This is a genomic window from Plantibacter sp. LMC-P-059a, from assembly GCF_030209505.1.
Lineage (GTDB): Bacteria > Actinomycetota > Actinomycetes > Actinomycetales > Microbacteriaceae > Plantibacter.
In genome coordinates this window covers 648,830-668,854 of the sequence record NZ_JARVRZ010000001.1, presented here as the reverse complement: position 1 = coordinate 668,854, position 20,025 = coordinate 648,830, and the positions used below count along the sequence as shown (strand labels likewise).

General features: G+C 68.3%; 19 protein-coding genes. 10 read left to right on the top strand and 9 right to left on the bottom strand.

Features of this window, described 5'->3' with window-relative positions:
• The first annotated feature begins 38 nt into the window (after positions 1-38).
• Positions 39-1,214, top strand: coding sequence for a mechanosensitive ion channel family protein (locus QRN27_RS03140; RefSeq protein ID WP_285040689.1), 1,176 nt, complete (start codon positions 39-41; stop codon positions 1,212-1,214).
• Between the two features lie 185 nt (positions 1,215-1,399).
• Positions 1,400-2,062 (top strand): MurR/RpiR family transcriptional regulator, encoded by a 663-nt coding sequence (locus QRN27_RS03135; protein WP_285040688.1) that lies wholly within the window; start codon positions 1,400-1,402, stop codon positions 2,060-2,062.
• Positions 2,063-2,078: 16 nt separating this feature from the next.
• Here the strand turns inward: QRN27_RS03135 and QRN27_RS03130 are convergent, their stop codons facing one another.
• Positions 2,079-3,542: an MFS transporter gene (locus QRN27_RS03130; protein ID WP_285040687.1), complete on the bottom strand. Its 1,464-nt coding sequence runs from the start codon at positions 3,540-3,542 to the stop codon at positions 2,079-2,081.
• A 229-nt stretch (positions 3,543-3,771) separates the two neighbouring features.
• Between QRN27_RS03130 and QRN27_RS03125 the strand changes: the two genes are divergently transcribed.
• A complete protein-coding gene (locus QRN27_RS03125) occupies positions 3,772-5,268 on the top strand; it encodes a serine hydrolase domain-containing protein (RefSeq protein WP_285040686.1) in 1,497 nt (498 codons plus the stop codon).
• A gap of 35 nt (positions 5,269-5,303) precedes the next feature.
• Here QRN27_RS03125 and QRN27_RS03120 read toward each other — a convergent pair whose 3' ends face one another.
• From QRN27_RS03120 to QRN27_RS03110, 3 genes are read right to left on the bottom strand one after another with little or no spacing between them, the layout of a single operon-like run.
• Positions 5,304-5,555: a hypothetical protein gene (locus tag QRN27_RS03120; RefSeq protein WP_056007644.1), complete on the bottom strand. Its 252-nt coding sequence runs from the start codon at positions 5,553-5,555 to the stop codon at positions 5,304-5,306.
• Positions 5,556-5,580: 25 nt separating this feature from the next.
• A complete protein-coding gene (locus QRN27_RS03115; RefSeq protein WP_285040685.1) occupies positions 5,581-6,549 on the bottom strand; it encodes an aldose 1-epimerase family protein in 969 nt (322 codons plus the stop codon).
• Positions 6,550-6,598: 49 nt separating this feature from the next.
• Positions 6,599-7,945 carry an MFS transporter gene (locus QRN27_RS03110; protein ID WP_285040684.1) on the bottom strand — a complete coding sequence of 449 codons (1,347 nt, stop codon included), beginning with the start codon at positions 7,943-7,945 and terminating at the stop codon, positions 6,599-6,601.
• A 130-nt stretch (positions 7,946-8,075) separates the two neighbouring features.
• On the opposite strand from QRN27_RS03110, the gene QRN27_RS03105 reads away from it, so the two are divergent.
• The gene (locus QRN27_RS03105) at positions 8,076-9,161 is read left to right on the top strand and encodes a hypothetical protein (protein WP_285040683.1); all 1,086 of its coding nucleotides are present in this window, start codon (positions 8,076-8,078) and stop codon (positions 9,159-9,161) included.
• 12 nt (positions 9,162-9,173) lie between these two features.
• On the opposite strand, the gene QRN27_RS03100 is transcribed toward QRN27_RS03105, so the two are convergent.
• Positions 9,174-10,451 carry a DUF445 domain-containing protein gene (locus tag QRN27_RS03100; protein ID WP_285040682.1) on the bottom strand — a complete coding sequence of 426 codons (1,278 nt, stop codon included), beginning with the start codon at positions 10,449-10,451 and terminating at the stop codon, positions 9,174-9,176.
• 82 nt (positions 10,452-10,533) lie between these two features.
• Here QRN27_RS03100 and QRN27_RS03095 point away from each other — a divergent pair, with 82 nt between their 5' ends.
• Entirely contained in the window at positions 10,534-10,812 is a 279-nt protein-coding gene (locus tag QRN27_RS03095) for a metal-sensitive transcriptional regulator (RefSeq protein ID WP_056007632.1), read from the top strand.
• Positions 10,813-10,853: 41 nt separating this feature from the next.
• Here the strand turns inward: QRN27_RS03095 and QRN27_RS03090 are convergent, their stop codons facing one another.
• Genes QRN27_RS03090 through QRN27_RS03080 form a run of 3 tightly spaced genes read right to left on the bottom strand, consistent with a single transcriptional unit; the run spans position 10,854 to position 13,827 of the window.
• A complete protein-coding gene (locus QRN27_RS03090) occupies positions 10,854-12,044 on the bottom strand; it encodes an acyl-CoA dehydrogenase family protein (protein ID WP_285040681.1) in 1,191 nt (396 codons plus the stop codon).
• A gap of 59 nt (positions 12,045-12,103) precedes the next feature.
• Entirely contained in the window at positions 12,104-12,952 is an 849-nt protein-coding gene (locus QRN27_RS03085) for an alpha/beta fold hydrolase (RefSeq protein WP_285040680.1), read from the bottom strand.
• A gap of 23 nt (positions 12,953-12,975) precedes the next feature.
• Positions 12,976-13,827, bottom strand: coding sequence for an aldo/keto reductase (locus tag QRN27_RS03080; protein ID WP_285040679.1), 852 nt, complete (start codon positions 13,825-13,827; stop codon positions 12,976-12,978).
• A 47-nt stretch (positions 13,828-13,874) separates the two neighbouring features.
• Between QRN27_RS03080 and QRN27_RS03075 the strand changes: the two genes are divergently transcribed.
• The gene (locus tag QRN27_RS03075; protein ID WP_285040678.1) at positions 13,875-14,441 is read left to right on the top strand and encodes an NADPH-dependent FMN reductase; all 567 of its coding nucleotides are present in this window, start codon (positions 13,875-13,877) and stop codon (positions 14,439-14,441) included.
• Between the two features lie 28 nt (positions 14,442-14,469).
• Here QRN27_RS03075 and QRN27_RS03070 read toward each other — a convergent pair whose 3' ends face one another.
• On the bottom strand, positions 14,470-15,678 hold the full coding sequence (locus QRN27_RS03070; RefSeq protein WP_285040677.1) for an MFS transporter: 1,209 nt from the start codon (positions 15,676-15,678) through the stop codon (positions 14,470-14,472).
• 354 nt (positions 15,679-16,032) lie between these two features.
• Between QRN27_RS03070 and nrdH the strand changes: the two genes are divergently transcribed.
• From nrdH to nrdF, 4 genes are all read left to right on the top strand, one after another.
• The gene (gene nrdH / locus QRN27_RS03065; RefSeq protein ID WP_056007615.1) at positions 16,033-16,266 is read left to right on the top strand and encodes a glutaredoxin-like protein NrdH; all 234 of its coding nucleotides are present in this window, start codon (positions 16,033-16,035) and stop codon (positions 16,264-16,266) included.
• Between the two features lie 84 nt (positions 16,267-16,350).
• The gene (nrdI, locus tag QRN27_RS03060; protein WP_082455879.1) at positions 16,351-16,764 is read left to right on the top strand and encodes a class Ib ribonucleoside-diphosphate reductase assembly flavoprotein NrdI; all 414 of its coding nucleotides are present in this window, start codon (positions 16,351-16,353) and stop codon (positions 16,762-16,764) included.
• A gap of 23 nt (positions 16,765-16,787) precedes the next feature.
• Positions 16,788-18,893: a class 1b ribonucleoside-diphosphate reductase subunit alpha gene (gene nrdE / locus QRN27_RS03055; RefSeq protein ID WP_056011398.1), complete on the top strand. Its 2,106-nt coding sequence runs from the start codon at positions 16,788-16,790 to the stop codon at positions 18,891-18,893.
• A 121-nt stretch (positions 18,894-19,014) separates the two neighbouring features.
• Positions 19,015-19,989: a class 1b ribonucleoside-diphosphate reductase subunit beta gene (gene nrdF / locus QRN27_RS03050; protein WP_056007612.1), complete on the top strand. Its 975-nt coding sequence runs from the start codon at positions 19,015-19,017 to the stop codon at positions 19,987-19,989.
• Positions 19,990-20,025: the final 36 nt, after the last annotated feature.

Below are 20,025 nucleotides of genomic sequence, written 5' to 3'. Positions count from 1 at the left end.
GCGACCAAGGACCGCAGGACCAGCTCGAGGAGGCACGGATGTTCGTTTGGGAGAGCTGGTGGGGTGTCGCCGCAGCAGCCGGGATCGCCGCGGTCGCGGCACTCGTCGTACTCGCCGTCGTCTCGGTGTCGTTCCGTCTGGCCGCCAGACGGCGGGCCTGGCCGGCCGCGCTCGCGGGGAGCGCGCGCCACCCGTTCCGCGCGCTCGTGATCCTCGTGGCGGTGTGGCTGGCGGTGGCGGCGACGCTGCCCGACGAGAACGTCCGCGGGCTCATCGATCAGGGCTTCCGGATCGCCGTGATCGCCGCTGCCACCTGGCTGGTCGCCGCGCTCCTCGCCTTCGTCATCGGACTCGGACAGGCCCGGTATCGCGTCGACGTCCCCAACAACAAGGTCGCCCGACGCATGCAGACGCAGCTCGCGCTCGTCCGGCGGCTCGCGATCGCGGTCGTCGTCATCGTCGGCGTCGCCTCGATCCTCCTGACGTTCCCCGGCGTGCAGGGCGTCGGGGCGAGTGTGCTCGCCTCGGCCGGCGTCGTCAGCATCGTCGCCGGCCTCGCCGCGCAGTCGGTGCTGGGCAACGTCTTCGCCGGGATCCAGCTCGCCTTCAGCGACGCCATCCGCGTCGACGACGTCGTGATCGTCGAGGGGGAGTGGGGTCGGATCGAGGAGATCACGCTCACCTATGTCGTCGTCGGCATCTGGGACGACCGGCGCATGGTGCTGCCCTCCACCTACTTCACGTCGACGCCGTTCCAGAACTGGACCCGGAACACCAGCGAGCTGCTCGGTTCGGTGGAGTTCGACCTCGACTGGTGGGTGAGTCCCGCCGTGATGCGCACCGAGCTGGAGCGCATCCTCGACCGCACCGACCTCTGGGACGGCCGGGCGCAGGTGCTGCAGGTCACGGACGCCGTCGGCGGGTACGTGCGCATCCGCATCCTCGTCACGGCGGTTGACGCTCCGACGCTCTTCGACCTGCGCTGCCTCGTGCGCGAGCAGATGGTCGAGTGGATCCTCGCACAGAACCCGTCGGCGATCCCGCGCAACCGCGTGCAGATGGTGGAGCAGGAACCGCGCCCGGTCCCGAAGCGCGGCGGGCCCGTGACGGAACCGGTCGGGCTGTTCAGCGGCAGCGTGGAGGCCGAGCAGCGGGCGAGCCTCTTCACCTCCTCGATCACGCTGCCCGAGGCGGACGAGCAGCGCGAGCGCTGATCGCGCACCGGTCGCGTCCGTCTGCACCGAATCGTTGTCGTTCCGGCGATCCTGTATGCGCTTCCCCTCGCTACCATCGAGGGAACCTCGCCGGGTGACCTGCCGGCGGGCCGTCGGTGCCCCTGCCGACCTGGACGGACGACGCCTGACCGCACGACGGTGTCTGCAGGCGAAGGAGACCCCGCGTGAACGACGACATCCGCTTCCTCACCGAGGAGGACACGGCCGTCCCCGGTGAGCGGCCGGAGCAGCGACTGGAACGACGATCGGCCTCCGTGCTGAAGCATCGGCTCCTCGACCAGGAGCGCAATCAGTTCGAGGACTCGCTCGCCTGGGCGAAGACCGACGGCGCACTCGAACGTTCGGCCGCGCTCATCGTGTCCGCCCGCCGACGATTCCTCATCGGGGCGTCGAAGTCGTTCACCTACGCGTCCCTGCTCGCCGCCGACCTCAGTTACGGTCTGGCGAACGTCACCCTGATCGACGGAACCATCGTGCGCCCCCTCGACGTCCTCAGCGACGTGCGGTCGAGCGATGTGATGATCGCCGTGTCGTTGCGGCGGTACCGCAAGTACACGATCGCCTCGGCCGTCCCCTTCGCGCAGGCCGGCGGCAGCCTCGTCCTCATCACCGACGCCCCAGACTCCCCGCTGACCCCCTACGCGGACGAGACGATCGTGGTCGGACGAGCCGACGACGGTCACCCGAGCTCGTCGATCGGGATCGCGCTCACCCTCCACATCCTCGCCACGCTCACGACGGCCAGCGCCAAGGGAGCCGGCCGACGTGCGGTGGAGCGGGAACGGTTGGCCGAGACCCTCGGGGTCTACGTGGACCGAGAGGGCTGAACCGCCGCTCCGACCGTCATTTCCCGGGGCGCTTGCCCTCCCGGACGATCGACAGCGGTTCGGTGATGTCCTCCAGCGACTTCCGGGCCGCGTCGACACCGAAGATGAGGGCGATCAGACCGCCGAGGACCATCACCCCGGCTCCGATGAAGTAGCCGACGGTCAGCGGGCCCCGGTCCGTGCCGTCGCCGATGAGGATCCCGTACAGCAGCGGCGCGACCGAACCGGCGATCTGACCGATCGCGAAGAAGTACCCGATGACCTGGCTGCGGAGTTCGAGCGGGAAGATCTCGCTCACCGTGAGGTAGGCGCTGGACGCTCCTGCCGACGCGAAGAAGAACGACACGCACCAGAAGATCGTCTGCGTCGTCGCATCGAGCACGCCGGCGTTGAAGAGGACGGCCGATACGGCGAGCACCGCACCCGAGACCCCGTAGGTCAGGAAGATCATCTGACGACGACCCCAGGTGTCGAAGAGTCGTCCGAGGAGGAGCGGCCCGAGCAGGTTCCCGATCGCGAACGGGAAGAAGTAGTACTGGGTCGACGACGGGCTCGTGCCGTAGAAGTTCTGGAGGACGAGCGCGTAGGTGAAGAAGATCGCGTTGTACAGGAACGACTGCGTGATCATCATCGCGAGCCCGACGAAGGTGCGCTTCGGGTAGGTCCGGAAGAGGACGCCGAAGATCGTGCGGATCGGGATGTGTCCCTGCGCCTGCACGGTGAGCGCCTTCGAGTCGTCGACGGGGTCGATCGTGCCGCCCTGCTTGCGGACCGTGTCCTCGATCTCGTCGACCGTGGCCTCCGCCTCCTGTTCCCGTCCATGCGTCATGAGCCAGCGCGGGCTCTCGGGGATGTGCCGCCGGAGGAAGATGATCATGAGGCCGAGGACCGGGCCGATGAAGAAGCCGATCCGCCAGCCGACGTCTTCGGCGAAGTAGTCGGTGTTCAGCAGGAACAGGTTGGCGGCCGACCCGAGTGCGGCGCCGCCCCAGTAGGTGCCGTTGATGGCGATGTCGACGTGGCCACGGTACTTCGACGGGATGAGTTCGTCGATGGCCGAGTTGATCGCGGCGTACTCACCGCCGATGCCCATCCCGGCGAAGAAGCGGAAGATCGCGAGGAACCAGAACGTCGGCGACAGACCGGCGATACCGCTCGCGACCAGGTAGATCGCGAGCGTGAGGATGAAGAGCTTCTTGCGTCCGAGCCGGTCGGCCATCCGCCCGAACACGAGGGCACCGGTCACCTGGCCGAGCAGGTAGATCGTCCCGAGCAGCCCGACCTCGGCGGCCGAGAGTCCCAAGGACTTCTGGAATCCGGCCGAGGCGACGATCTGGATCTCGAGCCCGTCGAGCACCCAGGAGAACCCGAGACCGACGACGATCATCCAATGGAACCTGGTCCAGGGCAATCGATCCATCCTGGCGGGGACGAGACTCTTGACGGGACCCGGCTGCCCGGAGGTCGACGTGCTCGACATGGAACGACTCCTTCCACGGCCGTCCCCTCGACGGTCGATCCGGGAGATGACGCTACTCCCGAGGCGCGGATCCGACGCCGAGGATCTCGCCCCCTTGACTTCATCCGGACAGAGGAGCACAGTACGCCCGGCACACCCGCCGATGGTGATCGTCGTCGCGGAATGGTCGTACGCTCGAACGACGAGTGGACCGCGGACGGCGGTGCGCCGCCGCCGAGGAGGAGACGAGATGCACCTGGTGGAGGACGGCACGGAGACGGGTATCGCCCGCGTGTTCGAGGACCGGATCGCCGGCGGCGTCGCTCCCGGATCGTACGTCGCGGTGTTCGATCGCGATCGGGTCCGCTTCTCGCGCGGCTTCGGCGAGATCACCCGAGGCGGCGACGTGCCCGACGAGGACACGCTCTTCCGCATCGCCTCCTGCACGAAGAGCTTCACCGCTGCCGTCCTCCTCATCCTCCGCGACACCGGCCGGCTCGACCTCGACGCCCCGGTGGACGAGTTCGTCCCGGAGTTCGCCCCGATCACGCCCGGTGGGGTGGCCGTCCGGCCGACGGTCCGGATGCTGCTCACGATGTCGGGTGGGCTCGGGACGGACGATCCGTGGGCCGACCGCCAGGAGTCGATCACCCTGGCGGAGTTCCGTCGGCTGCTGGTGCGCGGCGTGCGGTGCGTCACCGTACCCGGGACGGCGTTCGCCTACTCGAACCTCGGCTACGCGCTCCTCGGTCAGGTCATCGAGCGGGTGACGGGTGGGCGGTTCGTGGACGCGGTGACATCACTCCTGCTGGAACCGCTCGGGCTCGGTGCCGTGTTCGAGCGACCCGACCGCGAGCGCCCGGAGGACGGCGGAGCGGTGACGGCGATCGGTCACCGCGTCCGGCGGGACCGAGCCGTCGATGCGGACGACCGGTTCGTCGAGGTCCCGTTCTCGGGTCCTGGGGTCTTCTCCGCGATCGGCGGGCTCTTCGCTTCGGCGACGACGATGATCGGCTGGGTCCGTTGGCTCGACGCCGCATGGACGGGTGACGAGAGCGGTCCGCTGTCGAGCGCGAGTCGTCGCGAGATGCAGCAGCTGCAGCGTCTCTCCCCGCCGCGTCCCTCGCTCGACGGGCTCCCACCGCGCCTCGCGCTCGGCTACGGCTTCGGACTCTTCGTGGAGGAGGACGCCGCGCTCGGGACGCTCGTGTCGCACTCGGGCGGGTACCCGGGCTACAGCGCGCACATGCGCTGGCACCCGGCTTCCGGCATCGGCGTCGTCGCGTTCGAGAACGCCGGATACGCGGCCGTGGCGAAGCCCGCCGAACAGGTACTCCGGCTGGCGATCGCCGATGCTCAGTCATCCGGCGAGCTCGCCGAACCCGTGATCCGTCCCTGGCCGGAGACCCTCGTGGCGTCGATGACCGCGACCGGGCTGCTGTCGCACTGGGACGACCGGGTCGCCGCGTCGTTGTTCGCCGAGAACGTCGCACTCGACGTCCCGCTGGACGAACGCCGCACCGCGGCCGAGGCTGCCGTCGCGGCGGTCGGCGGCATCGCCGAGGTGGCGTCCGGCCGGGCCACACCCGTCTGCGACTCGCCGGACCATCTCGTCTGGTTCGTCGAGGGCGAGCGGGGCCGGCTCCGACTCGAGGTCCGCCTGACCCCGGTGCTGCCGCTGCGCGTCCAGACCTTCACCGTGACGGTCGATCACGAGGCGCTGGAGACGACGGTCGCCGACGACTGAGGATCAGTCGCCGGCGTCCGGATGGTCGGGTCGGGTCAGCCGATCGAGTCGTCGTCGCCGTTCCCGTTGCGGTTGGTCGGAGAGATCTCCTCGGTGGCCTCGACGTATTCGTACGCGGTCGTCGTCGGGCCGTCGTGGTCGCCGGTGTTCGTCGCCTCGCCGGCGGGGCGGTAGATGAGCTGGCCTTCGCCGTAGGGGAGGACGAGTTCGCCGTCCTGGCCGTCTTCGAGCGGGATGATCTCGCTGTCGAGCGGACCACCGATGAGTTTCGCAAGCGTCTGTGACATGTCGTCAGCCTAACGCCGACCGCTGTCAGAGTGCTGCGATGGTCCAGGACACCCGGTGTGGTGTATTGGGGGCCAGCACGACGAGGTCGGTGCCCGTCGAGAAGGCGTCGGGTGGGCAGGTCATCGGCTCGACGGCGAGACCCAGTCGGTCGAGTTCCGGGACCGGCTGGTCGGCCGTGTGGACCTGCACCCACGGGAGCCCGTCGCCCCAGTGCATGGCGACGCCCGTGCCGCCAGGCGAGGTCACCCGGACGACGACCTGACCGGCGTGGGCATCCGTCGCGAGGTCTGTGAAGGCGTGGTCGATGAACGTGTCGCCGATGGTGCGCGGCGTGCGGAAGTCGAAGTGCCGGGTGTCGTCGCCCTCGAAGTCCTCCACCGCGATCGGGCTCAGGCGGTCGGGGGTGACCGTCAGCACCTTCGACGCCGGGAGCTCGAGAGTCCAGTCGTCCACGCGGCCCTCGCCGGCGACGAGGTAGGGGTGCGGGCCCGTGCCGTACGGGGCGTCGGTGTCGCCCAGGTTCACCGCTTCGACCTCGGTGCGCAGCCCGTCGTCGTCGAGCGTGTACGTCGCAGCCACCTGCACACGGAAGGGGTAGCCGTCCTGCGCCTCGATGACGACCTGGAACGTCGCGGACGCGGTCGACGAGGCCACGAGCTCCCAATCGGACCAGGCGGCGAGGCCGTGGAGCGCGTGCCCGCGCGAGGGCTCCGTCAGGGCGAGCTGGTAGTCGACGCCAGCGAAGGTGTACCGGCCGTCGACCACGCGGTTCGGCCACGGGGCGAGCATCGCGCCGCGGAAGGCCGGACGGACCTCGTCAGCGTCGAAGGCGACCACCAGGTCTCGTCCCTCGTGCCGCAGGAAGCGCAGGGAGGCGCCGACCGACGCGATCGACGCGGTGTACGCACCATGTGCGAGATCGACGCGTCGCCCCGAGATCGGTCGGCGGTCGATGGTGGCGGACGGGGACGCGGCGGGGGTGGATTCGATCACGGCCCCATTCTGTCGTATGGCGGCCGCTCCGAGAGCGCCGTCCGGCGGCTCAGTCGAGGGAGCGTCCGCGCCGGTCGGAGAGGAACAGTGCGGCCACCGCGGCGATGACGAAGAACGCCGCGAACACGGAGAAGAGCAGCGCGTGGCCGGCGACGAGCAGCACGGGGACCGACAGGGGAGCGATGATCGACGCGATGCGCCCGATCCCGGCCGCCCACCCGGCACCGGTCGCCCGAAGCTGGGTCGGATACAGTTCCGGCGTCGTCGCGTACAGCGCGCCCCACGCGCCGAGGTTGCAGAAGGACAGGCACATGCCGAACGCGATGATCATCGGCTCGGTCGTCGCCGTGCCGAAGAGGACCGCGGACACGGCCGAACCGGCGAGGAAGGTGGCGAGGGTCTGCTTCCGACCCCATGCCTCGATGAGCCAGGCCGACACCGCGTAGCCGGGGAGCTGGGCCAGCGTGATGATGAGCGTGAAGCCGAAGGATCGGACGAGCGAGAAGCCCGAGTCGACGAGGATCGTCGGGATCCAGATGAACGCTCCGTAGTAGGAGAAGTTCACGCAGAACCACACGATCCAGAGCGATGCGGTGTCGCGGCGGTGCTCCCGCACCCAGAGGCCGCGCAGCCGCTGCCCCGCGGAGAGGCCGGCGCTCGCGGCGGTGTCGCCCCCGGTGCCGCCGGGAACCTCGACGTGGTCGACACCGGCGGAGGCCTCGAACTCGCGGACGACGACTTCCGCCTCGCGGTGGCGGCCGCGCGATTCGAGGAAGCGCACCGACTCCGGCAGGCGCGTCCTCACGATGGCGGCGTAGACCGCGGGGAGCGCGCCGATGGCGAGCGCCCACCGCCAGCCGTCGTCGCTCGTCGGCACGACGAGGTAGCCGATGAGCGCGGCGGCGATCCACCCGACGGCCCAGAACGCCTCGAGGAAGACGATGATCCGGCCGCGGATCCGCGGCGGGGCGAACTCGCTCATGAGGGTCGAGGCGACGGGGAGTTCCGCGCCGAGCCCGAGGCCGACGACGAAGCGCAGTACGATCAGGACCCCGAGCCCCCAGGCCAGCGCCGAGGCGCCCGTCGCGATGCCGAAGACGAGCAGCGTGATGGCGAAGACGTGGCGACGGCCGACGCGGTCGGCGAGGAGCCCGCCGAGGGTCGCTCCGATGGCCATCCCGAGGAACCCGGCTGAGGCGATCCAGGACAGCTCGGTCTTCCCGAGCTGCCACTGGACGGCGAGCTGGGCGAGGACGAAGGAGACGAGTCCGACGTCCATGGCGTCGAGCGCCCATCCGACACCGGAACCGACGAGGAGTCGTCCGTGCGCCTTCGTGAACGGGAGCGCATCGAGGCGCTCGCTGCGGCTGCGAGGGGTGGTGGGCGCGGTGGACACGTCACCATTCTGGTGCAGGATGCACCCACCGGGGCCGCTCTGTCGCAGATAGGCTGACGGCAACGAACTGCAGGCGTGCGGCCGGGCAGTTCAGCCGCTCCGCCCGCCGTTCCGTCGAAAGGCCACTGCCGTGACCGATGTCCCGCCGCCCGACCCGCAGAACCCCGACGGCCGGCCGCCGCAGCAGCCGAACCCGCCCCAGCAGCCGCCGCAGCAGAACTGGCAGCAGCAGCCGAACGGCCAGCAGCCCAACTGGCAGCAGCCCAACTGGCAGCAGCAGCCGAACCCGAACCCGCAGCAGAACTGGCAGCAGCAGCCGAACCCGAACCCGAACCCGCAGCAGAACTGGCAGCAGCAGCCGAACGGCCAGCAGCCCACCTGGCAGCAGCAGCCGACCCCGCCGCAGCAGCCGCAGCAGCCTTGGCAGCAGCAGAACCCGTATGGCCAGCAGCCGCAGCAGAACCCGTACGGCCAACAGCCGCCGCAGCAGCCGCCCTACGGACCCCCGAAGCGCAAGCGCACCGGCCTCATCATCACGCTCGCCGTGGGTATCCCCGTCGTGGTGGTCGCCGCCATCATCACCGTCGTCTCCCTCGTGCTCGCTCAGGGCGGCACGCCGGTGGCGGACCCGAGCCCGACCCGCTCCGCGACGCCGACGAAGACCGCGTCACCGACACCGTCGGAGACCGATTCGACGCCGGAGCCGACGAAGACCTACGTCTCCATCCCGCCGGATCTCGACTTCGCCGCGGGACAGGAGGTCCCCACCGAGTGGACGGCGTACCTGACGAACGACTTCGACTCGTCGTGGGCGGCCGGTGGCAAGGACAAGAACGGCATCGACATCTACACCAACGCCTCGACGTCGTGCGAGGTCCGGCTCGGCAACATCGCGCTGACGCAGGACGAGATCGCCGTCGGCGACGACGAGCGCTCGAGCGACGCCTACCTGGCGAAGTACGTCGGAGCCGACTACGTCAAGGCCGACGGCACGACGGAACAGCTCAATTACAACAGCGGCGGTGGGCTCATCGAGTTCCGCGTGCTGTCGTGGACGCAGGCGTCAGGGGAGCGCACCTACTGGGGTGTCCGTTCACTCACGAAGATGGGGACGCTCGTGGTCTTCACCTTCACCTGCCGTGACCAGGCCGCACTCGACCAGCTCGCGAGCGACGTCGTCAACCTCATCTCCGTCGAGCTCCTCCCGAAGCGCTGACGGGACGGGCCGTCAGAACGCCCGGAGGACGGCCTGCGCGATCGTGAAGATGGCGAGGCCGGCCAGGGCGCCGACGATCGTGCCGTTCAGGCGGATGAACTGCAGGTCGCGTCCGACGAGCAGCTCGATCTTCTGCGTCGTCTCGCGGGCGTCCCAGCGTTCGACCGTCTCGGTGATGATGCTGGCGATGTCGTGCCGGTACCGGGTGACCACATAGGACAGGGCGTCGGCGACGCGTGTGTCGACCCGGGTCGCGAACGCCTCGTCGGTGGAGAGCCGTCGGCCGACGTCCGCGATGGTGCCGGCGACACGCTTGCGGAGCTCGCTGTCGGGCGCGTCCAGCGCCTCGAGGAAGGCCGTCTTCGCGGCGGTCCACGTCTTCCCGGCGACCTCGCGGACACGCGGGCTGTCGATGACCTCGTGCTTCGCGTTCTCGAAGCGCGCGATCGTCGATTCGTCGGTCTGCAGCTGCTCGGCGAGCTCAGCCAGGTAGCCGTCGAGCGCGTGACGCAGCTGGTGGTCGGGATCCGCCCGGACCGCGTGCACGAACGACACGGCCTCGCGGTAGAGCTTGTCGTCCACCAGCCGGTCGACGAAGGACGGCACCCACGTGGGCAGCCGGCTCGACACCAGGCGTTCGAACGCCTTCGGGTTGCTGCCCAACCACTCGCCCGTCCGGTCGAGGAGGAGGTCGACCGCGTCGTGGTGCGCTCCGGCGCCGACGATGTGTTCGACCCACCGGCCGATGTTCGGCGCCCACTGCGGATCGATGAGGTGCTTCGACGCGAGCGCTTCGATGACCTCGCGGACGTCGTCGTCGGACAGGGTCTCCAGGAGCCCACGGACCGCGACCGACGCCTCGGCGGTGACGCGCTCGGCGTTGGCCGGCTCGGACAGCCACCCGCCGAGCTTCTCCGAGAGGCTGACGGTGGCGAGCTTCTGTCGCACGACCTCCTCGGAGAGGAAGTTGTCCTCGACGAACTCACCGAGGCTGACCCCGATCTCGTCCTTGCGCTTCGGGATGATCGCGGTGTGCGGGATCGGGATGCCGAGCGGGTGGCGGAAGAGGGCGGTGACCGCGAACCAGTCCGCGAGGGCACCCACCATGCCGCCCTCCGAAGCTGCCCGGACGTACGCCAGCCACGGGTAGCGACCCTCGAGCGCGAAGGCGACGGCGAAGATGGCCGCCATGACGAGGAGCAACCCGGTGGCCAGGCGCTTCATCGAGCGCAGGGCTCTGGCGCGGTCCGCGTCGGCGGCGGTGAGTTCGAGGGCGGGGGAGCTCGTCATCCGCCCATCCTAGGCTCGCGCGGTGTGCGCGAGCGTCCGCTCGCGAGGCGGCCGCCGTACCCCCTGGTGGTACCCTGAGCCGGTGATCGAAGACATCAAGAAGCGCGCCCTCCACCGCACGAAGATCCTCGAGGGACAGATGCGCGGTCTCGAGAAGATGATCGAGAACGAGGACTACTGCATGGACATCATCACGCAGTCGCTCGCCATCCAGAAGTCCCTCGGTTCGCTCAACAAGCTCCTCGTCGAGAACCACCTGCTGACGCACGTCACGCAGATGTTCGAGGAGGGTGGCGACAGCAAGGACGCTGCGGTCGCCGAGCTCCTGCGCGTGTTCGAGCTCAGTAACAACCGGGGCTGAACCCGGTGCCGGTCATGGCGATCATCGGCCGGCGCAGGACGTCAGGCGGGGCCGAGCCACGCGTTCGCGACGGTGGCGTGCGCTGACTCGTCGTCGGAGGGGTGGAACATGCCGGCGAGGACATCGCGATAGAGGCGGCCGAGCTCGCTCGCGGCGAAGTAGCTTCCGCCGCCTGCCACTCTGATCGCCTGGTCGACGACCTCACGGGCGGTCTCCGTCGCGCGCACCTTGAGCCCGACGAGCTTGGGGAACCAGAGCGATCCGTGGTCGACGCCGTCGTCGAGGTCCCGAGCCACGCTCGCCAGCTGCGGCAGCATGCCGTCGTAGGCGATGGCGGCCGCGGCGATCCGGCGACGGATGTCCGGGTCCGAGGCGTAGCTCGCGCCACCCGCCTTCTTCGAGGTCTTGCGGTGCGCGGTCTCGACCGCGAGCCGGAGCGCACGCTCGGCGACACCCGTGTAGACCGCGGCGATGAGGGTCTCGAAGCAGGCGAAGATGCCGAACACGATGGGATCCGGGTTCGGCCCGGGGTCGAGTCGCCGGACGACGTGTTCAGCACTCGCCTGAGCGCCCTGGAGCAGGGTCGTCCGGCTCTGGCTGGCGCGCATCCCGACGGTGTCCCAGTCGTCGAGGATCTCGAAGCCGCCCCGCGAGCGCTCGACGAACCCGTAGACCACCTTCGGGCCGTCGGCCGAGGTCGAGTCGAGGCCGGTCGTCCCGAGCCAGGTCCAAGCTGGGGACAGGGAGGTGAAGATCTTGCGGCCGTGGAAGCGGTACGACCCGTCGGGACCCGGGCGGGCCTCCGTGTCGGACCCGAACAGCACGAGGTCGTTCCCGGCCTCGCTCACGCCGAACGCGTAGAGCTCGTCGCCCGCCGCGCCGTCGAGGACGAACCGGAGCGAGTCGTCGCCCCGCTCGTGCAGCAGGCGGGCGACACCCGTCCACACCAGGTGCATGTTGACCGCGAGCGCGGTCGCGGGCGCTGCAGTGGCGAGCCGTGACTGGAGCTGCGTGACTTCGCTCAGCCCGAGGCCCAGACCACCGAGATCCGTGGGGACGAGGGCGCGCAGGTACCCGCACGCCCGCAGTTCGACGAGGTCCTCGTCGAAGAAGGCGTTCTCACGGTCGGCCACGGCCGCGCGTTCGCGGATGCGCTCGATGAGCGCGTCGCCGAGCACGGCGGCGGGATCGAACGCCTGGGCGGTGGGATCTGACTGCGTCGGAACGGTCACCGGACCATTGTCGCACCGGGGCCCGACGATGACACGGGTGTCTGCGGGCGGTGCGGCGATCAGGCCTCGCGACGAGACCGCTGCTCGAGCTGCAACTCGGCCCAGTCGCCGATCGCCTTCGTGGTCTCGGCCGGGCGGTCCCGGTGCACGTTGTGCCCGGCTCCCTGGATGACGGTGAGACTCACCTGACGATTGGCGAGGATCTGGGCGGCCAGCGGGCCGCGGACGAGGCTGTACACCTCCGGGTCGGACGCGATCACGAAGGTCGGGTTCCGGAGGGAGGCGGCCGCCGGCCGGACATCCCACGGGTGGTTCTGCTCGCTCGTCTGCTCGATCGCCCACCGGCTCGCCTGCGACACCGCCTGGACCTTGAGCTCGACGTCGAGCGGGTGCCACTCGGGGTTCTTCGCGCGGACGGAGGCGGTCGTGTTGTCGGCGAACGCCGCCTCCTGGCTGGCCCGGATGGTCTCGGCGTCGTGGTCGTCGAGGGCGATGGCCGGGTCGAGGAGCACGACCGCCGCGGTCCAGCGGGGATCCGCCGCCGCCGCGACCGCCGTGGCCGCGCCACCGAGCGAATGCCCGACGACGAGATCCCAGGTGCCCCGGGTGTCAGCCATCGAGGGTGCCGGCCGCGTCGCCAGCAGGTCGGCGGCATACGCCTCGACGCGGTAGTCCAACGATCGCGGGGCGACGCCGTGTCCGCGCAGGTCGACCGCCTCCACGAGCCATCCGCGGTCTGCCAGAGCGGCACAGATCCGCCACGTGCTCGGTCCGTTGCTGCCGAGGCCATGGACGACGAGCGCGCGGGCCGGAGCATCATGACGACCCCAGCGGTGGCGCGGAAGCTCCACCGGGGTGATCGTGCGGGCGGCGAGGCTGGACGCGGTGTCGACGACGGGCTCGGTCATGCGTTCAGCCTACGGTCTCGAGTTCAGTCGAGTCGGTCCGGGTCGGTGCCGGTGCGCTCGCCGTTCTCCAACGCCGAGATGGCGGCGAGGTCGTCGTCGTCGAGGGCGAAGTCGAACACCGCGAAGTTCTCGGCGATCCGTGCCGGCGTGGCCGACTTGGGGATGACGATGTTGCCGAGCTGCAGGTGCCAGCGCAGGACGATCTGCGCCACCGTGCGGTCGTGTTTGCGGGCGATCGCTCCGAGGTCGCTCGTGGCCTCGGAGCCGTCAGTGGCGGGGGTGAAGAACCGGCCGCGGGCGAGTGGCGACCAGGCCTCCGTCGCGATGCCGTGAGCTGCGTTGACGGCACGTAGCTCGCGCTGGGGGAGGAAGGGGTGCAACTCGATCTGGTTGACGGCCGGCGTGATCTCGGCGGATTCGAGGAGGCGTTCGAGATGACTGCGGTGGAAGTTCGAGACGCCGATGGAGCGGGCCCGCCCCTCGGCCCGGAGCCGTTCGAGTGCGCGCCAGGTCTCGCGGTAGCGGTCCTGCTTGGGTGCGGGCCAGTGGATCAGGTAGAGGTCGACGTGATCGAGGCCGAGGAGCTCGAGACTCGTGTCGAACGCTCGGAGCGTCTCGTCGTAGCCCTGGTCGGTGTTCCAGACCTTGGTCGTGACGAACAGCTCGTCGCGGGGGAGTCCGGACTCGCGGATCGCCACGCCGGTGCCGCGCTCGTTCCCGTAGAGCGATGCGGTGTCGATGTGCCGGTACCCGACCTCGAGCGCGGTCCGGACGATGCCCGTGCTGGCGGCGTCCGCGACCTTGTAGACGCCGAAGCCGAGTTGGGGGATGGAATGCCCGTCGTTGAGGACGACGGTCGGGGTGGTGGCTGCCATGTCACCAGTATCCTCGACAGGGCACCGTCGCCGTCCAAAGGGAGCCCATGCCGCACCTCATGATCGTCACCGGGAGTGTTCGCGCCGAGCGGGTCGGGGGTGCCGTCGCCGACTGGGTCGTGGGCGTGGCCGGCGCCGACGAACGGTTCACCGTCGACGCGGTCGACCTCCGCGAGCTGGCGCTGCCGTTCATGGACGAACCGGCGCATCCCCGGAAGCGCGCGTACACGAAGCGGCACACGATCGAGTGGAGCGAGCGGGTCGACCGGGCGGACGCCTTCGTCTTCGTGACGCCCGAGTACAACTACAGCTTCGCGCCGGCCCTGAAGAACGCACTCGACTACCTGATGCACGAGTGGTCCAGGAAGCCCGTCGGGATCGTCAGCTACGGCGGGCTGTCCGGCGGGACGAGGGGCGTGGTCGCGCTGCGGCCCGTGCTCCAGGCCCTCGGTCTCGTGAGTACGGGTGCCAACGTCGAGATCCCGTACGTCGCCCGCCAGATCGCCGACGGGGTGTTCTCGCCCAACGACCGTCAGTCGGCGGTGCTGCCGATGCTGCTCGACGAGGTGTCCGCCCTCGACGGAGCGCTCGCGCCGCTGCGCTCCGCCGACTGACGGAGCCGCTGGCCGACCCGCTCGACGATCAGGACGGGTGCGTGTTGATCGGCTCGGTGTCGGGGATGGGGCTCGCGTCGCGTCCGCGGAGGTCCGGGTGCCAGCGGTGACCGACCCAGGGGATCACGAAGCCGAAGAGCGCGAAGACCCCGGCGACCCAGAACGCGCCGACGGCTCCTGAACCGTCGATGAGGAATCCGGCGGCCGCGGATCCCATGGCCGCTCCGATCAGCTGACCCGTACCGACCCAGCCGTAGGCCTCCGCCGTGTCGCTGAACTTGACGCTCGCCGAGACGATGGCGAACAGCACGGCGAGGGCCGGGGCGATGCCGATCCCGGCGACGAAGAGCGTGACCGACAGCCACCAGGCGTTGAGGAAGAGGCTGGCGACGGCGAGTCCGGCGAAGACGATGAAGATGCGGCGGGCCAGCGCGTAGGGACCGATGGGGGTGTGCCCGAGGGCGAGACCGCCCGCGAGGGACCCGACCGAGAAGATCGCGAGGACGATGCCCGCTTCGAGGCCGTCGTGGCCGAACGTCGCGACGACCCCCGCCTCGACGGCCGAGCAGGCGCCGATCAGCAGGAAGCCCACCACCGTGGCGAGGAGGACCGGCGGACGCTTGAGCACCTGACCGAGCTTGCGACGGCTCCTCGGGATGCGGACCCGACCGACCTCGGGGGAGGAGATGAACCACAGGCAACCGACGATCATGATGGCGGCGGCGAGGACGATGCCCCAGACGGTGCCGACCTGCGTGGAGACGAAGGTCGTCACGACGGGCCCGAGGACCCAGATGATCTCCTGGGCCGAGGCGTCGAGCGAGAAGAGCGGCGTCAGCTGCTGGGAGGTCACGAGCTTCGGGTAGATGGTGCGCACGGCGGGCTGCACCGGCGGGGTGCTGAGGCCGGCGACCAGCCCGACCGCCATGTACGCCGGGACGCTCATGGGCACGAGGGCGATAGTCGTGACCGAGACGGCGCAGACCACCAGCGTCAGGAGGAGCACCTTGCGGATGCCCCACACGCCCATCCACCGACTCGTCAGCGGGCCGGCGATCGCCTGGCCGATGCTCGTGGCGGCGAGGACGAGTCCGGCTGCGCCGTAGGATCCGGTGACCTGCTCGATGTGCAGGAGGAACGCGAGCGAGAGCATCCCGAACGGGAAGCGAGCCGTGAGCTGCGCTGCGATGATCCGGGCGACGCCGGGGGTACGAAGAAGGTCACGGTAGCTGCTCACAAGGAGACCAGTCTATGGACCCGTCCGGACGTCCGCGACACGCCCACGACACGCCCAAGACGGCGGTCGGTGTCGGTGGTCCCGAGGAGAATTCCACCTGTGGATAGATATCCCTCACACGGGGGAGAAAAGGGCGAGAATCCGGGATTTTCGCGTCGCCGCCGAGCGTTGTACCCAGTGGAGAACCGGTGGATAACTCGCCCGAAACGGTGGAGAACCCGGTGGAAAACTACAGGGCTGTAACTACTAGCCCTTGTGGTTGGCCTGAAGGTCGTCATCTATATGTAGTATTGGAACCCCGGCGCAGGACGCCGCGGGAATCACCAGGATTTAGAGGGGAAGGCACGAAGAGCTATGGCAATCACGGTCTACACGAAGCCCAGTTGCGTGCAGTGCACGGCGACGTACCGCGCGCTCGACAACAAGGGCATCGAGTACAACATCCTCGACCTGTCGGTCGACGAGAACGCGCTCGAGCAGGTCAAGGCGCTCGGCTACCTCCAGGCGCCCGTCGTCATCACCGAGGAAGACCACTGGTCGGGCTTCCGTCCCGACAAGATCGAAGAGCTCGCTGCACGTCTGGCTTGAGCCCTCGGTCGCAGGCGTCACCATGAGCCGGCTCCAGCAGCACCGCACCATCCGCCCGTCCGGAATCCGACGAGGAGGCCCACCGTGGAACCACGGCTGATCTACTTCTCCAGCATCTCCGGCAACACGCACCGCTTCATGCAGAAGCTCGATCTGCCCTCACTGCAGATCCCGCTGTATGCGAAAGACGAAGCCGTGCACGCCACGGCACCCTACGTTCTCGTGACCCCCACCTACGGCGGGGGCAACGGCGACGGAGCGGTGCCCAAACAGGTGATCCGGTTCCTCAACGTCGAGGCCAACCGCTCCCTGATCCGCGGGGTCATCGCCGCCGGGAACACGAACTTCGGTGAGGCCTATGGTCTCGCCGGTGACGTGATCGCCAGCAAATGCAAGGTCCCGCACCTGTACCGCTTCGAACTCTTCGGAACCCAGGACGATGTCACCACCGTCCACAATGGATTGGAATCATTTTGGCAGCAGCGCCAGTTTCAGTGATCGACGCACCGTCGACGAGCCAGATGGACTACCACTCGCTCAACGCGATGCTCAACCTCTACGGCCCGAACGGCGAGATCCAGTTCGACAAGGACCGTGAGGCCGCGCGGGAGTACTTCCTCCAGCACGTCAACCAGAACACGGTGTTCTTCCACTCCCTGAAGGAGCGGCTCGACTACCTGGTCGAGAAGGAGTACTACGAGCAGGCCGTGCTCGACAAGTACCCGTTCGACTTCATCCAGGACCTCAACGACCTGGCCTACTCGAAGAAGTTCCGCTTCCAGACCTTCCTCGGCGCGTTCAAGTACTACACCTCGTACACGCTGAAGACGTTCGACGGCAAGCGCTACCTCGAGCGTTTCGAGGACCGCGTCGTCATGACCGCCCTCGGCCTCGCCGACGGCGACCAGCAGCTCGCGATCGCGCTCGTCGAGGAGATCATCGCCGGACGCTTCCAGCCGGCCACGCCGACCTTCCTCAACTCGGGCAAGGCGCAGCGCGGCGAGCTCGTCTCCTGCTTCCTCCTCCGCATCGAGGACAACATGGAGTCGATCGCCCGCGGCATCAACTCCGCGCTGCAGCTCTCGAAGCGCGGCGGTGGCGTCGCACTGTCGCTGTCCAACATCCGCGAGTCCGGCGCTCCGATCAAGCAGATCGAGAACCAGTCGAGCGGCATCATCCCCGTGATGAAGCTCCTCGAGGACTCCTTCAGCTACGCGAACCAGCTCGGTGCCCGTCAGGGTGCCGGTGCCGTGTACCTCAACGCGCACCACCCCGACATTCTGCGCTTCCTCGACACCAAGCGTGAGAACGCCGACGAGAAGATCCGGATCAAGACGCTGTCCCTCGGCGTCGTCGTCCCCGACATCACCTTCGAGCTCGCGAAGAAGGGTGAGGACATGTACCTGTTCTCCCCGTACGACGTCGAGCGCGTCTACGGTGTGCCCTTCGGCGACATCTCGGTGAGCGAGAAGTACCACGAGATGGTCGACGACTCGCGCATCAAGAAGACGAAGATCAACGCCCGCGAGTTCTTCCAGACCATCGCGGAGATCCAGTTCGAGTCCGGTTACCCGTACATCGTGTTCGAGGACACCGTCAACGAGGCGAACCCCATCAAGGGCCGCATCAACATGTCGAACCTCTGCTCGGAGATCCTGCAGGTGAACACGCCGACCACGTACAACGAGGACCTCTCCTACAAGGAGATCGGCAAGGACATCTCCTGCAACCTCGGATCGCTGAACATCGCGCTGACGATGGACTCGCCCGACTTCGGTCGCACCGTCGAGACCGCGATCCGCGGCCTCACCTCGGTGTCCGACCAGAGCCACATCACCTCGGTGCGCTCGATCGAGGACGGCAACGACAAGTCGCACGCCATCGGCCTCGGCCAGATGAACCTGCACGGCTACCTCGCCCGTGAGCGGGTGCACTACGGCAGCGCCGAGGGCATCGACTTCACGAACATGTACTTCTACACGGTGGTGTTCCACGCGCTGCGCGCCTCGAACCTCATCGCGAAGGAGCGCGGCGAGACCTTCGACGGCTTCGCCGACTCGAAGTACGCGTCCGGTGAGTTCTTCGACAAGTACACCGACCAGGTCTGGGAGCCGGAGACGGCCCGTGCCCGCGAGCTCTTCGAGCAGGCCGGCGTGCAGATCCCGACGCAGGCCGACTGGGTCGCCCTCAAGGCGTCCATCCAGGAGTACGGCATCTACAACCAGAACCTCCAGGCCGTGCCGCCGACCGGTTCGATCTCGTACATCAACAACTCCACGTCGTCGATCCACCCGATCGCGTCGAAGATCGAGATCCGCAAGGAAGGCAAGCTCGGTCGCGTGTACTACCCGGCGCCGTTCATGACGAACGACAACCTGGAGTACTACGAGGACGCCTACGAGATCGGCGCCGAGAAGATCATCGACACCTACGCCGCGGCGACGCAGCACGTCGACCAGGGTCTCTCGCTGACGCTGTTCTTCAAGGACACCGCCACCACGCGCGACATCAACAAGGCGCAGATCTACGCGTGGAAGAAGGGCATCAAGACCATCTACTACATCCGTCTCCGCCAGCTCGCGCTCGAGGGCACGGAAGTCGACGGCTGCGTCAGCTGCATGCTCTAACCCCTTCGACGGGCTCAGGGACCGGATAGGTCCCTGAGCCCGTCGGCGGGCCACCCGCGTCACCCCGGTCCCTGAGCTCGTCGACGGGCCGACCCCACTTCCCGATAGAGGACACCAATTCATGTCAGAGAAGCTCAAGCTGGTCGACCGCGTCCAGGCGATCAACTGGAACAAGATCGAGGACGAGAAGGACGTCGAGGTCTGGAACCGCCTCGTCAACAACTTCTGGCTGCCCGAGAAGATCCCGCTGTCGAACGACGTCCAGTCGTGGAACACCCTCACGCCGCAAGAGCAGCAGCTCACCATGCGGGTGTTCACGGGCCTCACCCTGCTCGACACGATCCAGGGCACCGTCGGTGCCGTCGCGCTCATCCCTGACGCGATCACCCCGCACGAGGAGGCCGTCTACACGAACATCGCGTTCATGGAGTCGGTGCACGCGAAGAGCTACTCCTCGATCTTCTCCACGCTGAGCAGCACGAAGGAGATCGACGAGGCGTTCCGCTGGTCGGTCGAGAACCCGAACCTGCAGAAGAAGGCGTCCATCGTCCTCGACCGCTACCACGGTGACGACCCGCTGAAGCGGAAGGCCGCCTCGACCCTCCTCGAGTCCTTCCTCTTCTACTCCGGCTTCTACCTGCCCATGCACTGGTCGAGCCGCGCGAAGCTCACCAACACCGCCGACATGATCCGCCTCATCATCCGTGACGAGGCCGTGCACGGGTACTACATCGGCTACAAGTTCCAGAAGGGCCTCGAGAAGCTGACGCAGGCCGAGCGCGACGACGTCAAGGACTACACCTTCTCGTTGCTCTACGAGCTCTACGACAACGAGGTGCAGTACACGCAGGACCTCTACGACGAGGTCGGCCTGACCGAGGACGTCAAGAAGTTCCTGCACTACAACGCCAACAAGGCGCTCATGAACCTCGGCTACGAGGCCATGTTCCCGAAGACGGTCACGGACGTGAACCCGGCGATCCTGTCGGCGCTCTCCCCGAACGCCGACGAGAACCACGACTTCTTCTCGGGCTCCGGCTCCTCCTACGTGATCGGCAAGGCCGTGGTCACGGAAGACGAGGACTGGGACTTCTAGTCACCAAGCACCTGCGCTGCATGCACGAGGGCCGGA

Excerpts from the sequence above, each read along its gene's own strand:
- QRN27_RS03125 (WP_285040686.1), top strand. The coding sequence starts at position 3,772 with ATGCACCTGGTGGAGGACGGCACGGAGACGGGTATCGCCCGCGTGTTC.
- QRN27_RS03085 (WP_285040680.1), bottom strand. The coding sequence starts at position 12,952 with ATGACCGAGCCCGTCGTCGACACCGCGTCCAGCCTCGCCGCCCGCACG.
- nrdE (WP_056011398.1), top strand. The coding sequence starts at position 16,788 with ATGGACTACCACTCGCTCAACGCGATGCTCAACCTCTACGGCCCGAAC.
- QRN27_RS03130 (WP_285040687.1), bottom strand. The coding sequence starts at position 3,542 with ATGTCGAGCACGTCGACCTCCGGGCAGCCGGGTCCCGTCAAGAGTCTC.
- QRN27_RS03100 (WP_285040682.1), bottom strand. The coding sequence starts at position 10,451 with ATGACGAGCTCCCCCGCCCTCGAACTCACCGCCGCCGACGCGGACCGC.
- nrdF (WP_056007612.1), top strand. The coding sequence starts at position 19,015 with ATGTCAGAGAAGCTCAAGCTGGTCGACCGCGTCCAGGCGATCAACTGG.
- QRN27_RS03075 (WP_285040678.1), top strand. The coding sequence starts at position 13,875 with ATGCCGCACCTCATGATCGTCACCGGGAGTGTTCGCGCCGAGCGGGTC.
- QRN27_RS03120 (WP_056007644.1), bottom strand. The coding sequence starts at position 5,555 with ATGTCACAGACGCTTGCGAAACTCATCGGTGGTCCGCTCGACAGCGAG.
- QRN27_RS03080 (WP_285040679.1), bottom strand. The coding sequence starts at position 13,827 with ATGGCAGCCACCACCCCGACCGTCGTCCTCAACGACGGGCATTCCATC.
- QRN27_RS03140 (WP_285040689.1), top strand. The coding sequence starts at position 39 with ATGTTCGTTTGGGAGAGCTGGTGGGGTGTCGCCGCAGCAGCCGGGATC.
- nrdH (WP_056007615.1), top strand. The coding sequence starts at position 16,033 with ATGGCAATCACGGTCTACACGAAGCCCAGTTGCGTGCAGTGCACGGCG.